The 13,275-nt window shown below is 56.4% G+C and carries 10 protein-coding genes; 6 read left to right on the forward strand and 4 right to left on the reverse strand.

What is annotated here, in order from left to right; all coding sequences use genetic code 11:
* Window positions 1-252: 252 nt before the first annotated feature.
* The 3 genes from DYY88_RS02085 to DYY88_RS02095 all read right to left on the reverse strand — a co-directional run bounded on the left by DYY88_RS02085 (window position 253) and on the right by DYY88_RS02095 (window position 4,304).
* Window positions 253-1,734: a DEAD/DEAH box helicase gene (locus tag DYY88_RS02085; RefSeq protein WP_039725223.1), complete on the reverse strand. Its 1,482-nt coding sequence runs from the start codon at window positions 1,732-1,734 to the stop codon at window positions 253-255.
* Window positions 1,706-2,614 (reverse strand): tetratricopeptide repeat protein, encoded by a 909-nt coding sequence (locus DYY88_RS02090; protein WP_052288199.1) that lies wholly within the window; start codon window positions 2,612-2,614, stop codon window positions 1,706-1,708. Before DYY88_RS02090 ends, DYY88_RS02085 begins: the two co-directional genes overlap by 29 nt.
* Before the next feature lie 325 nt (window positions 2,615-2,939).
* Complete coding sequence (locus tag DYY88_RS02095) at window positions 2,940-4,304, reverse strand: sensor histidine kinase (RefSeq protein ID WP_052288200.1); 1,365 nt, start codon at window positions 4,302-4,304, stop codon at window positions 2,940-2,942.
* Window positions 4,305-4,936: 632 nt separating this feature from the next.
* On the opposite strand from DYY88_RS02095, the gene rfbB reads away from it, so the two are divergent.
* Window positions 4,937-5,995, forward strand: a complete 1,059-nt coding sequence (gene rfbB, locus DYY88_RS02100; protein WP_044150850.1) for a dTDP-glucose 4,6-dehydratase — start codon at window positions 4,937-4,939, stop codon at window positions 5,993-5,995.
* A gap of 33 nt (window positions 5,996-6,028) precedes the next feature.
* Here rfbB and DYY88_RS02105 read toward each other — a convergent pair whose 3' ends face one another.
* Window positions 6,029-6,241 (reverse strand): hypothetical protein, encoded by a 213-nt coding sequence (locus DYY88_RS02105; protein ID WP_130199300.1) that lies wholly within the window; start codon window positions 6,239-6,241, stop codon window positions 6,029-6,031.
* An 8-nt stretch (window positions 6,242-6,249) separates the two neighbouring features.
* On the opposite strand from DYY88_RS02105, the gene DYY88_RS02110 reads away from it, so the two are divergent.
* The 5 genes from DYY88_RS02110 (at window position 6,250) to DYY88_RS02130 (ending at window position 13,231) form a co-directional block, all read left to right on the forward strand.
* Window positions 6,250-7,218 carry a glycosyltransferase family 2 protein gene (locus DYY88_RS02110; protein ID WP_039725225.1) on the forward strand — a complete coding sequence of 323 codons (969 nt, stop codon included), beginning with the start codon at window positions 6,250-6,252 and terminating at the stop codon, window positions 7,216-7,218.
* Window positions 7,219-7,269: 51 nt separating this feature from the next.
* Entirely contained in the window at window positions 7,270-9,051 is a 1,782-nt protein-coding gene (locus DYY88_RS02115; RefSeq protein WP_039725226.1) for a hypothetical protein, read from the forward strand.
* Window positions 9,052-9,130: 79 nt separating this feature from the next.
* Window positions 9,131-10,552 carry a Coenzyme F420 hydrogenase/dehydrogenase, beta subunit C-terminal domain gene (locus DYY88_RS02120; RefSeq protein WP_044150851.1) on the forward strand — a complete coding sequence of 474 codons (1,422 nt, stop codon included), beginning with the start codon at window positions 9,131-9,133 and terminating at the stop codon, window positions 10,550-10,552.
* Between the two features lie 73 nt (window positions 10,553-10,625).
* Window positions 10,626-12,269, forward strand: a complete 1,644-nt coding sequence (locus DYY88_RS02125; RefSeq protein ID WP_044150852.1) for a hypothetical protein — start codon at window positions 10,626-10,628, stop codon at window positions 12,267-12,269.
* Window positions 12,266-13,231 carry a lysylphosphatidylglycerol synthase transmembrane domain-containing protein gene (locus DYY88_RS02130; protein WP_039725227.1) on the forward strand — a complete coding sequence of 322 codons (966 nt, stop codon included), beginning with the start codon at window positions 12,266-12,268 and terminating at the stop codon, window positions 13,229-13,231. The genes DYY88_RS02125 and DYY88_RS02130 overlap by 4 nt, the downstream gene beginning before the upstream one ends.
* Window positions 13,232-13,275: the final 44 nt, after the last annotated feature.

A 13,275-nucleotide genomic window follows, 5' to 3' on the forward strand; every position in this document is an offset into this window, starting at 1 on the left:
GAATACCAGTTCTGGAAATTTGGCCAACCTAGACAGTTTGTTGAGCGCCCTTTTGACGAGGGGGCAGCGACCGCAAGGACTCTGCAAGCTATGGCGCGTTCTTAGAGAATTGGCATCAGTGAAGAAGGAAGTTCTTATTGTCTGTATTAATTATGACAACAAGAAATCGTTGATGTCATGAAATGTTCACGCTTCTTAGGCGTTTTGTGTTGATCCCGACCAGTTTTTCGCCGCGATCACAATTGGCACGGCTCAGGCTTCCGGCCAATCTGCCTCAGGTTCGGCAGCATGGGGCAAAGGCTGCTGGGGCGCTGGATAAGACTGTTTTTGGGGCAACAGCTCTAACTGTCCAGTCGGACGGGGCGATCGCTCTGCTCGCCGCCGCCGCGAAATGCCCTCTTCGGTCGTCTCTTCGGCAATGACTTCATAAAGAATGGCGCGTTTTTGGCCCTTAGAGCCTTTACGCAAAATTCGCCCTAAGCGCTGGATGTATTCGCGAGTGGAGCCCGTGCCGGAGAGCAGAATGGCCACCCGCGCATCGGGGACATCTACCCCTTCATTCAACACTTGGGAGACCACCAGAATGGGATATTCCCCGCTGCGAAATTTTTCTAAGATGGCTTGGCGCTCTTTGACTGCCGTCTGGTGGGTAATCGCAGGGATCCAAAAGTCCTCTGAAATGCGATAAACCGTGGCGTTGTCGGCGGTGAAAATCAAACAGCGTTCAGGATGGTGCCGTTCTAGCAGGTCAGCGAGAATGCGAAGTTTGCCTGCCGTGCCCAGGGCGATCGCCCGTGATTCTCGATGGGCTAACATCGCCCGCCGGCCCGCTGACGATTTGGCGCTCGCCTGCACAAACCGCTGCCACCCTTCCAGGCTGCCTAGCCAGATGTTGGCCCCTTGCAAAAAGTCGTTGCGCTGCTGAATCAGCGTCGCATAACGTGCCTGTTCGGTCTGGCTAAGCGACACCTTAATCTGCACAATTTCATAGGGCGCTAATGTCTCCCCTGCTAAATCTTGTGGTTGCTTTTCATAAACGATGGGGCCGAGCAAGTGCAGGAGGTCTTCGTGGCGGCCATCGGCGCGGTCGGGCGTCGCCGTCAGGCCCAGACGATAGGGTGCAATGGCATATTCCGCAATCACACGATTAAAGTCGCTGGGTAAATGATGGCACTCGTCACAAATCAGCAAGCCGTACTGGTTGCCTAAGCTCTCGGCGTGAATGGCCGCACTGTCGTAGGTGGCAACCAAAATGGGGGTGCGATCGCGGGAGCCACCACCGAGCAAGCCCACCTCGACGTCGGGAAACACTTGCAGCAGTTGGTCATACCACTGATGCATGAGATCTAACGTGGGGACGGTGATGAGGGTACTGCGGGGCGTCGCCTGCATGGCGAGATAGGCCAAATAGGTTTTGCCCGCGGCCGTCGGCAACACCACGACCCCACGCCAAGCACTCGCAATCCAAGCTTGCAACGCTGCTTGCTGATGAGGATAGGGCTGCCAGGACGTTTGCAAAGTCAAGGTCAGCGACTCAAACTGGGCGACTTGATCGACAAATGCAACTTGCTCTCGCCGCAGCGTTTCCACTAGGGCGCGATATTGATGGGCGGGAATCCGAAACTTTTCAATGCGATCGTCCCAGGTCGCAAAGTCAATCCACGCTTTGCCCTTAGGCGGGGGATGCAGGATTAACGTGCCACGGTCAAATGTTAAATGAGGAGTTCGGGCCATGCACCAGCGAAGAATACTGTCGCCATTCTAAAGAGTCATTGGCCGCTGCGGGGATGGAACTCGGGTTAGCAATGGCGGCTTGAATCGCTGGACTGTTAATTACGACGTTAAAACTAGCATCGGTTTTCACCATGACGCGATAAATACTGGGATTTACCGCGATCGCATTCCGTAACCACCGGGCCGCTTCCGTCGCTTTACCTTGCAGGGCAAACGTCGATGCTTTGCCATACCAAGCGTTTGGATTGGGAATACGACACTGTAATGAGCGGTCAAAACTCGCTAAGGCATCGCGAAAGCGGTATAACTTGTTGAGCATGAGGCCACGATAAGTCCAGGCGTAGTGACAGGTGGGTTTAATCGCGACCGTGGTGTCGAGACAACTCAGCGCATCGTGGAAGCGGCGCATCGCTGCCAGCGCAACTGCGCGATCGTACCAAGCATAGTAATTGTCCGGCTCTTGCTGAATCAGCTCATCAAAACAATCAGCCGCTTCTTGGTAACGGTGTAGACGCAGCAAAGCGTTGCCGCGATTGCGTCGGGCTTTAGCATCGCGCGGATTCAGCGTGATCGTCCGGTCAAAACTCGCTAACGCCGCTTCAAAATCATTGCTTTTGGCTTGCACAATGCCTTGGCCATGCCAGGCCCGAGCCTGTTTGGGCACTAGCGCGATCGCCTGCTGAAAGCTCTGTAAAGCGGCTTCATATTGCTTTAACTCACAGAGGGCATAACCTTTTTCGACCCAAGCTTTAGCATCCGTCGGGTCAGCCGCCAAGACCTGCTCATATCTTGCGATCGCCGAACGGTACCGCCCGACATTCAACAGAGCACTCGCCTGACCATGCCATATTTGGGTTGCTTGGGTTTGAGAAACAGCCATAGCGATCGATGAAAAAGGTATGCCAACGGCCCCCTCGGATGGATTTGCCGCCCTCACATGGCTTTACTCAACCAGTTTGAATGCGCGGCTTGTCAGGGAAATCTGTTGACTCTACAGGACTTGATAATTCAATGTATCCCGCTGGATTTGTCAGCAGAGTGGATACCGAGCAGTCTTCTTCAAGAATTCATATAGCTGCCGGTTTCATGGAGAAACTCCGGGAAATCGCTGACTGATTTTCTAATGTCGTCAGCCCCCTCTGCACCAAGCTGACTATCAATTTTGTAGCTGCCTCTACCGCCCAAACCAGCGCATCTAGCCACGACTATGGAACAACGCTTACCTCATGCAAAGACAAGGGCTGAGTCGTCATCACAATGCTAAGCCAACCACCCCCCGTCTCGGGATGGTTTTGGGCAATGAGCTTGCCGCCGTGGGCCTCAGCAATTTGTTGGGAAATTGCCAATCCGAGCCCGGTGCCCGTATTGCCTGAGTTGGCGAAGTCATTCCCCGCCAGGGAAACGTATTGATCAGTGCTGAGGCGGGTGCGAGACATATCCGCCCGATAAAAACGGTCAAAGATATGGGGCAAGTCACTTTCTTGAAACCCATTGCCTTCATCAATGACATCCACCCGGAGTTGCTGCGAAGTCGGGGCGGAGCCCAGCGACAGGCTGGCTGGCTCGTGCTCCACCGTGGCCCGGACGTAGATGGTGCCTTCTCGCGGACTGTACTTAATCGCGTTGTCAATCAAGTTGATGAACACGCGATGCATCAACGGTTCGTCCAGTTGCACAATCAGTTCCGACGGCCCTTCGTAGGCGATCTGCACCTGTTTCATCTCAGCCAGTGGTTCTAAACTTTGCCAGGCGGCCAAAATTAATCGAGGTAGCTCGACGGGCTTAAGGGTGAGTCCGGTGCCACCGCTACGTTCGAGGCGACTTAAATTCAGCAAATCTTCCACCAGATTGCCAAGCCGGAGAATTTCGTTCAGCAGTCGGTCTACCCATTTCAACAGAGCAGGATCAACGCGCTCTTTCAGGGTCTCAGCAACTAGGCGGATGGAGGTGAGGGGCGTTTTGAGTTCGTGGGCGACATCAGAAGTCCAGCGATTACGTTGCTGGACCAAATTTTCTGCCTCTTGCCGATTTTCTAGAAATACGCCGACGTGACGATTGGGCAGGGGGACACCGTATCCGCGCAACGGATAAGCCACACCTTCATTGGGGTTGATCGGATCAGGTGACACTAGGTTTAGGATCCAGTCTTGCTGACACGATCGCTGGGCGTGACGGGTATTTTCGATCAGTTGGTCTAATTCGAACGATCGCACCAATTCAAGCAACAGTCTCGGGGTGAGGGGCGCGATCGCGCCACCGTCCTGACTACTGATTGGGATGTTCAGCATCTGGCTTGCTAGCGGGTTAATCCAGATGAGTTGGTTTTCATCATCGACTTCTAAATAGCCGACAGGCGCTTGCTGTAGTAATTCATAGCTGTTGATCAGGCGGCTCGCGTCAGTAGCGGCAACGTCGCCGGCACCGCCTTGACTCGCCACAGCGGCAGTGGGCATCACTGGGTTTTCAGCAGGGGCGATCGACGGTCGATTGACCAGGCCTCTCAGCCACCAGCCCACACCCACGCTGGCGATCGCGCCAGCCACTACATACCAGTCGTTGGTGGTGTCCATGATTGTGCGGGCACTCCCTGCGGCAACGTAGCGTCGTTCGGTAGACCCAGACTAGTTGCACATCAAATCAGCAATTCAACATACATTAACAACAAAAGGTTAAGAACAAAGAACTGTCTGTGAGATGAGTCAGCGATAACGCAGCCAGCCAAGGGGCGCAGGCACCTCATCTCCATATCCGACATTCTGCTGGCCAATTTTCACTGCTTTCGGTGACGGGTACTCATTGCCTCAGGGCATGCTTCGAGTTGCTGTTCAATTAAGTGAGACCAATCGCCTCAGCACTCGGAACCCGCTCTCGGCCTGTATTGCAACGGGCAGGGAAAATTTGCGAAATTCAGATGAAATTCCGGGGTCGCTGTCATGGTAGGAAATTGCTAAGAGAGTATTGTTCATGAGGCACAGCATTCTGGCGGCAGGCAAAGCGCCCTTTGGATTGAAATTGATGGGGCGATCAATGGGCGATCGCTCAATCAATTTTGGTCACGCGGGGTTCTCTTGAACACTGGGACACGCAGCGGCGCCCTCAATGGCTGGAGTATGGCATGCCTTCAAGCAGCGTCGATACCCCACCTTGGTTGCCAGCGTGCTGTAGCCCCAATGAGACTTTATTGAGTGAATAGGGGACGATTTTGACTCACAACACAAACGCTAAAGGACAGAACAAGCGAGTGCTGGTGACGGGTGGAGCCGGTTTTATTGGCTCTAATTTTGTCCATTACTGGCATCGCCAGGCTGATTTACTGGTCGTGCTCGATGCGTTAACCTATGCCGGTCATCGCGCCACTCTGGCCGATTTAGAAGGTGCCGACGGCTTTAAGTTTGTGGAAGGCGATATTGGGAATGCGGAGTTGGTGAGTCAGTTATTGACCGCCTATGAGATTGACACCATCATTCACTTTGCGGCGGAATCCCATGTCGATCGCTCCATTTTAGGCCCAGCGGCGTTTGTGCAAACCAATGTAGTGGGCACTTTCACCTTGCTTGAGGCATTTCGCCATCGTTGGGAAGCGCAAGGCAAACCGGAGCATTTTCGCTTTTTGCATGTCTCGACTGACGAAGTCTTTGGGAGTTTGGGGCCAACCGATCCGGCGTTTAGTGAAACGACCCCTTATGCCCCCAATAGTCCGTATTCCGCCTCCAAAGCCGGGAGTGATCACCTGGTGCGGGCTTATTTTCATACGTTTAATTTGCCGACATTAATTACCAACTGTTCGAATAATTACGGCCCCTATCAATTTCCCGAAAAGCTGATCCCCCTAATGTGCGTGAATATTTTGTCGGGGCAGCCGCTCCCCATTTATGGCGATGGGCAAAATGTGCGCGATTGGCTGCATGTCACCGATCACTGTGAGGCGATCGCGACGGTGTTGCAAAAAGCCGCACCGGGAGAGACCTACAACATTGGCGGCAATAACCAGGTCAAAAATATCGATATCGTGCAGCAGCTGTGCGATTTGATGGATGAATTGGCCGACGGGTTACCCATTTCTCCGGCCCGAGAGCTGATTACCTTTGTGACCGATCGCCCCGGGCACGATCGCCGCTACGCCATGGATAGTTCGAAACTGCAGCGCGAGCTCGGATGGCAACCGAAGTATGACTTTGCCACGGGGCTGGCCCAAACCGCCCAGTGGTACCTTGACAACGAAGCGTGGTGGCGGCCTCTGCTAGAGCGATCGCGGGCATAAGGACAGCAACTGGACATTCCAGCCATATTGTCGTCAGCGATCGCGGGAGCGAGCCTTCCCCCAGCAGCGGTGAAGCCAGCGTCCGTGGATTTCTCCCTGAATGGGGAGGCCATTTTGAGAATGGGTTTTCGGCGATCGCCCTTGCCAAGCGTCCGCATTAGGGGATGATGGATGCTGGATGTTGATGGGGCTCGTCCGGTGGCGATCGCTGTTGACTTCATGGCCATTGACTCTGCTAGCCCCCAATTGCCTGCATGGTTAAGCTCATCATTCAGATTCCCTGCTACAACGAAGAAGCGACCCTGGGCCTGACCCTGTCGGAACTGCCAAAAACCCTGCCCGGCATTGATCAGGTGGAATGGCTGATCATCGATGACGGTAGCTGGGATCGCACAGTGGAAGTGGCGCGATCGTGCGGCGTTCACCATATTGTGCGGTTGCCCTATAACCAGGGCTTAGCGCGGGCCTTTATGGCGGGCATCGAGGCGTCGGTACGGGCAGGGGCCGACATCATTGTGAATACTGACGCCGACAACCAGTACAACGCGGCGGATATTCCCCACCTGCTCACCCCTATTCTCAAAGGCGAGGCCGACATGGTGGTGGGGGCAAGACCGATTCAAGAGACGCCCCACTTTTCCCCGATTAAAAAGCAGTTGCAACGACTCGGCAGTTGGGCCGTCCGGCTGGCTAGCAATACGCAAATTCCCGATGCGCCTAGCGGTTTCCGGGCCTTTAGCCGGGAGGCCGCGCTGAAATTCAACGTTTTCAACGAATACACTTACACGCTGGAAACCATTATTCAGACCGGGCAAAAAGGCATGAAGGTCGTGTCCGTCCCCATCCACACCAATGCGGATTTGCGGCCCTCGCGTCTGGTCAAAAGCATTCCGATTTATGTGCAGCGATCGCTCTTCACCATCCTGCGCATTTTCATGACCTATCGCCCGCTGCGGTTCTTTGCCTTAGCGGGAACTGTGCCCTTCACGGCAGGCTTTCTCATCGGCGTCCGGTGGCTCATCCTGTACTTTGGCGGCACCCCGCGATCGCACGTGCCTAGTTTGATTTTGGCGGCGATTCTCATGCTGATGGGCTTCCAGCTCTGGATCTTGGGCTTTGTGGCCGACTTACTCGCGGTGAATCGCAAAATTTTGGAAGAAAATCAACTCCACTTACGTCGTTTGCAGTGGACTCAGTCCCGCTCGCGTTCCCAAGATGGTTAAAGTCTGCGCTGAGTTTGACGCCAACCTTGCCCCTGTTCTCTCTCCCTACGTATGGCTCCTTCCCCTATCTTCGCTTTACTCACGGAACGCTCTCGGCGGAGTCGATATTTCTGGCTCGGGCTCAGCATGGTGTTTGCCGTCATCTATGGCGGGTTGGCGCTACAACAAGCTTTTGCCAGCGACTATGTGGTGCAGGATGATGCGCGGCAGCACATTTTTTGGATGCAGCGATTTCTGGACTCAGAGCTGTTTCCCGACGATTTGATTGCCGACTACTTTCAAGCGGCGGCTCCGATTGGCTATGAGTGGCTGTATCGCAGCCTCACGATGCTGGGCATCACCCCTGACTGGGTAAGCAAGGTTTTGCCGTTTTTTCTGGGGGTAATCACCGTCGGCTACGGCTTCTTTTTAAGTCTCGAAATTTTCCCTCTGCCACTCGGTGCGTTCATTTCATCTGCCTTGCTCAACCAAGCCATTTGGGGATCAGACGAAATTTCCTCCGCCACGCCACGGGCCTTTCTCTATCCACTGCTGCTGGCTTTTCTCTACTATTTGCTGCGTCAAGTACGGTGGCGCAGCGGGCTCGTGCTCGTCTTACAAGCCATCTTTTATCCCCCGATCATTTTGATTTCGGTGGGGGTGTTGGTGCTACGGCTCGCTCAGTGGCCCAAGGGCCGCTTGCGGCTCTCCCACGACTGGCGCGACTATGGCCTGGTGGCAGCGGGGATGGCGCTCATTCTGGCTCTGGCCTTGTACACGGGCAATTTATCGGAGTTTGGCAGTATTGTCAGTCGCGCCGAAGCTCAGACCATGCCGGAGTTTCAGCCCGGAGGACGCAATGCCTTCTTTCGGTCAGATATTGCCTTTTGGTTAGATGGGTATCCGGGGCGGAGCGGCATCTTTCATCGGCGCACCTCGATTCCCGTGACCAGCTGGGTGGGGCTCTTGCTACCGTGGTTTCTCTGGTCACCGGCCAAAACGCCATTGAGACGACTTGTGACGCCCCATGTGCGGGTACTGGGGCAGCTGTTGGTGGTGTCGTTTGGGCTGTTTATGCTGGCGCATTTGTTGCTTTTCGAGCTGCATTTGCCGAGCCGCTATACCAGCCACACGATTCGGGTGGTATTGGTGCTAGCGGCGGGCATGGTCTGGGTGTTTTTGTTTGAGGCGCTGTTTAAGTGGGGCGATCGCTGGGTCCGATCATCCACTGCTAGCGGGCGATCGCATCCCAGTGGCCAGCTCAAACGGCTGCTGGGCCAAAGCCTACCACTGCTATTCGTGGCCGCGTTCTTCATCGCGACGTTCTTCTACTATCCGCTGTTTCTCAACAACTATCCCAAAACGGCTTACTACAACTTGGCCGACTCTAGCGAGCTATACGAGTTTTTTCAGCAGCAGCCCAAGGACAGCCTCATTGCCTCCCTGTCGAACGAAGCCAGTAATCTGCCGTCCTTTGCCGGGCGTTCCATCCTCGTGTCTGAAGAGCATGGATTGGCCTATCACACCGAGTATTATCGGCAGTTTCGCCAGCGTGTCATAGATTTACTGAACGCTCAATACACGACGGATCCGGCAGTGGTCGCCGCCTTTATTCAGCAATATGGTGTCGATTTTTGGCTGCTCGATCACCACGCCTTTGCGCCCACTTATGTCAGCGACAGTCAATGGATGCGGCAATTTCAACCGGCAGCAGACCAGGCGACTGAGCACGTTGCCCAAGGTCAGGTGCCGATCGTGAGTCAGGCGGTGCCCTCGTGTAGTGTTTTTCAAAGCGATCGCTGGACAGTGCTGGATGCTGACTGCGTCGTTCGATTCGCCCAGTCTGCTTCCTAACCCCTGGCGCGATCGACTAGCCCGCAGATGGGATGATTCAGAATCTTGATAAAGTTGGATGCGGACTCTTGGATTAACCATGAACGATTGGGATCGGTTGCAACAACAGGTGATTCAGCCCGGAAACTGTACCCACTGCGGCGCGTGCGTGGGGCTGTGTCCCGACCTGCTGCACTTTCAAGAAACCGATCGCGGTCCCCTGCCCCATCTGCGTCGCGCCCCCCAAGACACTGATGCCGCCGAGTTGGCCCTGGCCTGGTCGGTCTGCTCCGGTCGCGGCACCCCCTATCCCGATATATTCCAATGGCTCCATGGATCGTTGCCGGACGACTGGCTCCTCGGCCCCTACCGTCAGGTGTTCACCGGCTACGCCGCCGAACCGGGCATTCGCCGCCGAGGCGCTTCGGGAGGCGTCATCAGTCGCATGCTGATTCATTTACTGGAAACGGGGCAGGTAGATGGCGCGATGGTGCTGCAACAAGGATACAAAACCCCGGAACGCGCCACGCCGCTCATTGCCCGCAATCGGGAAGAGGTATTGGCGGCGGCCCAGAGTGTGTATGCGGTGACCCCGACGCTGACCCTGTTGCCCGAAATGGCGGCGTTTGAAGGCAAGTTAGCTTTTGTGGGCCTGCCAGAACAGGTCGCGACCCTGCGGATGCTGCAAGCCGCCGGACACCCCGCCGCCCAAAAGGTCGTATTTGTGGCTGGCCCCTATACGGGCACCAACATGTATTTCGGAGCGGTGCGGGCGTTTTTGCGATCGCAGGGCGTGAGCGATCGCCTCGCGATTACCTCGCTCCAGTGGCGTGCCGGGGAGTGGCCCGGTTATTTGCAGGTCGAAGTCGAAGACGGGCGCGTATTTAAAGCCCAAAAGTTTTACTACAACTATCTGATTCCCTTCTACATTTCGCGCAACTGTCAGATCATTCCCGACTTCACCAACGAGCTGACCGACTTGTCCGTCGGTGATGCCTGGTCGCCCACCTTTGAGTCGGCGGGCGGCGGGCATTCCGTTGTCGTCGCGCGGACGCCCCTGGCCGTTGACACGTTGGCAGCAATGCAGACGCAGCAAGCTCTGGAACTGACCCCCATCGAAGTTAGTCAGGCGCTCGCGATGCACGGTCATATGCTGGATTTCAAAAAACGCGGCACCTACATTCGCCTCGATTGGCAACAGCAACGCGGGCAGCCAATTCCCGACTTTGGCTATCGTCCCGCCGTCATCGATCGCAGTCGTTATCGAGTCGAACGGGTAATCAGCGGTTCCTTCGCGATCGGCCGTTGGCCGCTGTCTCGCTGGCTCATCGCCCGCTTACCCCTGGGACTGGTCGGCCCCGCCTTCAACACGCTCCGCAAAACCTGGAAAGGCCTGTCGAAACCCACCAAGCGCAAAGGACTCGGCCAAACCCAGTTCATCGTTGAGGATGCGAGCGATCGCTGGACCGAACTCACCCAACACGCCTCTACGATTACAGGAGTCGGCCACTCAGACAGCTAATCACAATCTCCTAGCTCCCCCACCCCCCTCTCTCCCCCGCCCCCTTGCCTCTTGCTTTCCCTCATCCCTCGCCATGCCCCTCCTGCCCGTCTTCCAAAGCTACGTCGAACACCAGGTAGCCCGCGTCCTGACGCAGTGCGATCGCGATCCCGACTCCCCGACCTTTGGCTGCTTTGACCGCAATTACTGGCATTACAAAATTCGTGACTTTCCCTCCAGCATTTTGCAGCAGGGGGCGTTTACGCTGGAGGCCATTCGCACGGGTCAGGTTCTCTCGCTGCCGCCGACCACGCAGTGCGATCGCTGGGCCGTTGCGGCTGTGAATGCTCTAGCCCGACAGGTTGATCGCCGAGGGCGCGTGGATGAATATTACCCCTTTGAAGCGGGCTATCCGCCAGCGGCATTTGGTCTATATGCTGCGGGTCGCCTGCTGTTGGATTGGGCAACCCACGCCCCCCACCTCGCGGCCCAAGTGCAGCGAGAGCCGCTCCGTCGCCTGGCTCAACACCTGGCCAATCGCCTCGAAGCAGGAGCCACCAACCAACAGGCAGCCGGCTTAGCCGGCTTAGCCCTCGCGGCCAAAGTCGGATTGATCCCGAATCACGCCGATCGCATTCATTCTCTCGCGACACAATTATTTCAGTCTCAGCATCCCGAGGGCTGGTTTAACGAATATGGCGGGCCAGACTTTGGCTATCTGACGGTCACTCTGGATGCGCTGGTCGACTATCACGACGCGACTGGGGATGAACGGGCGATCGCGGCCATCAACCGGGCGGTGACCTTTTTGACTCAACTGGTCGGGGGCGATGGCCGACTGCCCAGCACCCTCAACAGCCGCAATACCGACTACGTGGTGCCCTATGGTTTGGTGCGGGCCGCCAGTTGGAATCTCACCGCCGCTTGGCTGGTCGAAACGCTGTTTCGCGACCTCCACGAACCGCACCATTTTGCCTGGAGCACCGACGATCGCTACCACTGTCACTACCTCTTTGCCAGCATTGTGCGTAGCCTGCCCCACCTCGCAGCTATGGAACCCGCACAACAGCCCTACTGGGACGAATCACTCTGGTTGCCGGGCTGTGGCTATGCAGTCTACCGCCCCAAAGCTCAGCCCTGGACGGCCTATGTCGCAGCTCGCAAAGGCGGCCTAGTGCGCATTCATCGGCATCAGTCAGCCGATCAGCCGCCGATTTTGGAGCACGGCTGGCGCATCACGCAGGGCCAGAAAAGCTGGACATCCAACTGGTGGTCAGCGGATTGGCAGATCACCGCTCAAGACCACTCGCTGCAAATTACCGGGCAATGCCCCCGCACCAGCTTTCATGTGCCCACGCCGCTCAAGCACGGCATCCTCCGTCTCTTGGCCTGGGTACTGCGGCAGCGGCTCATTCCGCTGCTCAAGCGCGCGATGATTTTTCGGCCTGGCAGCAGTACTGGCCCTAGTTTTACCCGCACCCTTGAATGGGGACCGTGGGGCGTGTCCCGGCAGGATCAACTGGGCGCATGGCCGGGGGGCACCGCGATCGCCAGTCCCCGGCAAAATCTGCGCCACGTCGCCAGCGCCGACAGTTTCAGTCGCGAAGAGTTCCTGCCGTCCCTGCTGCCGTCGGAGGCCCTTGCCCTGGAACAAGGCCAAGTGATCAACGCAAAGTGGGACGCGAACGCCACAGAACCCAAGGGAGATCGCCCCCATAATCAGGAAAACCGCCGATGAATCATCGGGGTAAACGGCTGCTTTCCATCGCCATCAGCCTGATCATCCTGGGGCTGATTTACTGGCGCATTCCTTTCACCGATCTATTGGCAGTCTTGCGCAACAGTCAGCCGGGGTGGCTCGTCATCGGGCTGGGCATGGTCGTGCCCATCACCCTCATCACCGCGCTGCGGTTGCGCTGGCTCATGCCGCCCCATCAGCCCCTGCCTTTTTGGGAAGCCAATCGGCTCATCCTGGCGGCCTGCGTGTTGAATATGGTGCTGCCGTCCAAAGCGGGGGATATTGCCAAGGCCTATTTCATGCGCGATCGCGGCCATTTGAGCACGTCTCTGGCCCTCTCTCTAGTGGTGTTTGAAAAAGCCTGCGATCTGCTATCCCTGCTGCTGTGGTGTCTGTTTGGGTTGTGGCTGTATCCCCAAAAAGATGCCTTTTTCTGGCTGATGACGATCGCCATTTTGACGGGCCTAGCCGGGGGAATTTTGCTGTTGGGCTCGACCCGATTTGCCAATCTCTTCTTTGCCCTGGGCCAGCAGCTCGCGCCCAAAAAATTCAAAGTCAAATTTAAGCAGCTCCAAGTCGCCTGGGGCGAAATGCACGCCTATTTTTGGCGCGATCGCCGTCAACTCTTGCGCGTCACCGGCATCTCCGTATTTATCTGGCTGCTGCACCTGCTGCAAATCTGGTTATTCATCCTGGCGCTAAATGCTTGGGTGCCGTTTCTGACCAGCTTGGCGCTGTCGCCATTAGCCATTTTGGCCGGACTGCTGCCCCTCACCTTTGCCGGAGTCGGCACCCGTGATGCCGCCCTGGTCTTTCTCTACGCCCCTTACTTTGACGCGGCGACTGCTGCTGCCCTGGGGTTGCTCTGCACCTCGCGCTACTTTTTGCCCGCGATCGGCGGTCTACCCTTTCTCGAAGGCTACCTGCGAGCCGCCAAATGGAACCCCAAACGGGAACCCTGACCCCATCAGCGGTTCAACTGAATCGGGCGATCGCCCGCTGTGGC

The sequence above is a fragment of the Leptolyngbya iicbica LK genome (assembly GCF_004212215.1).
Lineage (GTDB): Bacteria > Cyanobacteriota > Cyanobacteriia > Phormidesmidales > Phormidesmidaceae > Halomicronema > Halomicronema iicbica.

What these genes read in the sequence shown, in the direction of transcription:
- DYY88_RS02085 (WP_039725223.1), bottom strand. Translation starts at nt 1,734, where the DNA reads ATGGCCCGAACTCCTCATTTAACATTTGACCGTGGCACGTTAATCCTG.
- DYY88_RS02090 (WP_052288199.1), bottom strand. Translation starts at nt 2,614, where the DNA reads ATGGCTGTTTCTCAAACCCAAGCAACCCAAATATGGCATGGTCAGGCG.
- DYY88_RS02095 (WP_052288200.1), bottom strand. Translation starts at nt 4,304, where the DNA reads ATGGACACCACCAACGACTGGTATGTAGTGGCTGGCGCGATCGCCAGC.
- DYY88_RS02110 (WP_039725225.1), top strand. Translation starts at nt 6,250, where the DNA reads ATGGTTAAGCTCATCATTCAGATTCCCTGCTACAACGAAGAAGCGACC.
- DYY88_RS02115 (WP_039725226.1), top strand. Translation starts at nt 7,270, where the DNA reads ATGGCTCCTTCCCCTATCTTCGCTTTACTCACGGAACGCTCTCGGCGG.
- DYY88_RS02120 (WP_044150851.1), top strand. Translation starts at nt 9,131, where the DNA reads ATGAACGATTGGGATCGGTTGCAACAACAGGTGATTCAGCCCGGAAAC.
- DYY88_RS02125 (WP_044150852.1), top strand. Translation starts at nt 10,626, where the DNA reads ATGCCCCTCCTGCCCGTCTTCCAAAGCTACGTCGAACACCAGGTAGCC.
- DYY88_RS02130 (WP_039725227.1), top strand. Translation starts at nt 12,266, where the DNA reads ATGAATCATCGGGGTAAACGGCTGCTTTCCATCGCCATCAGCCTGATC.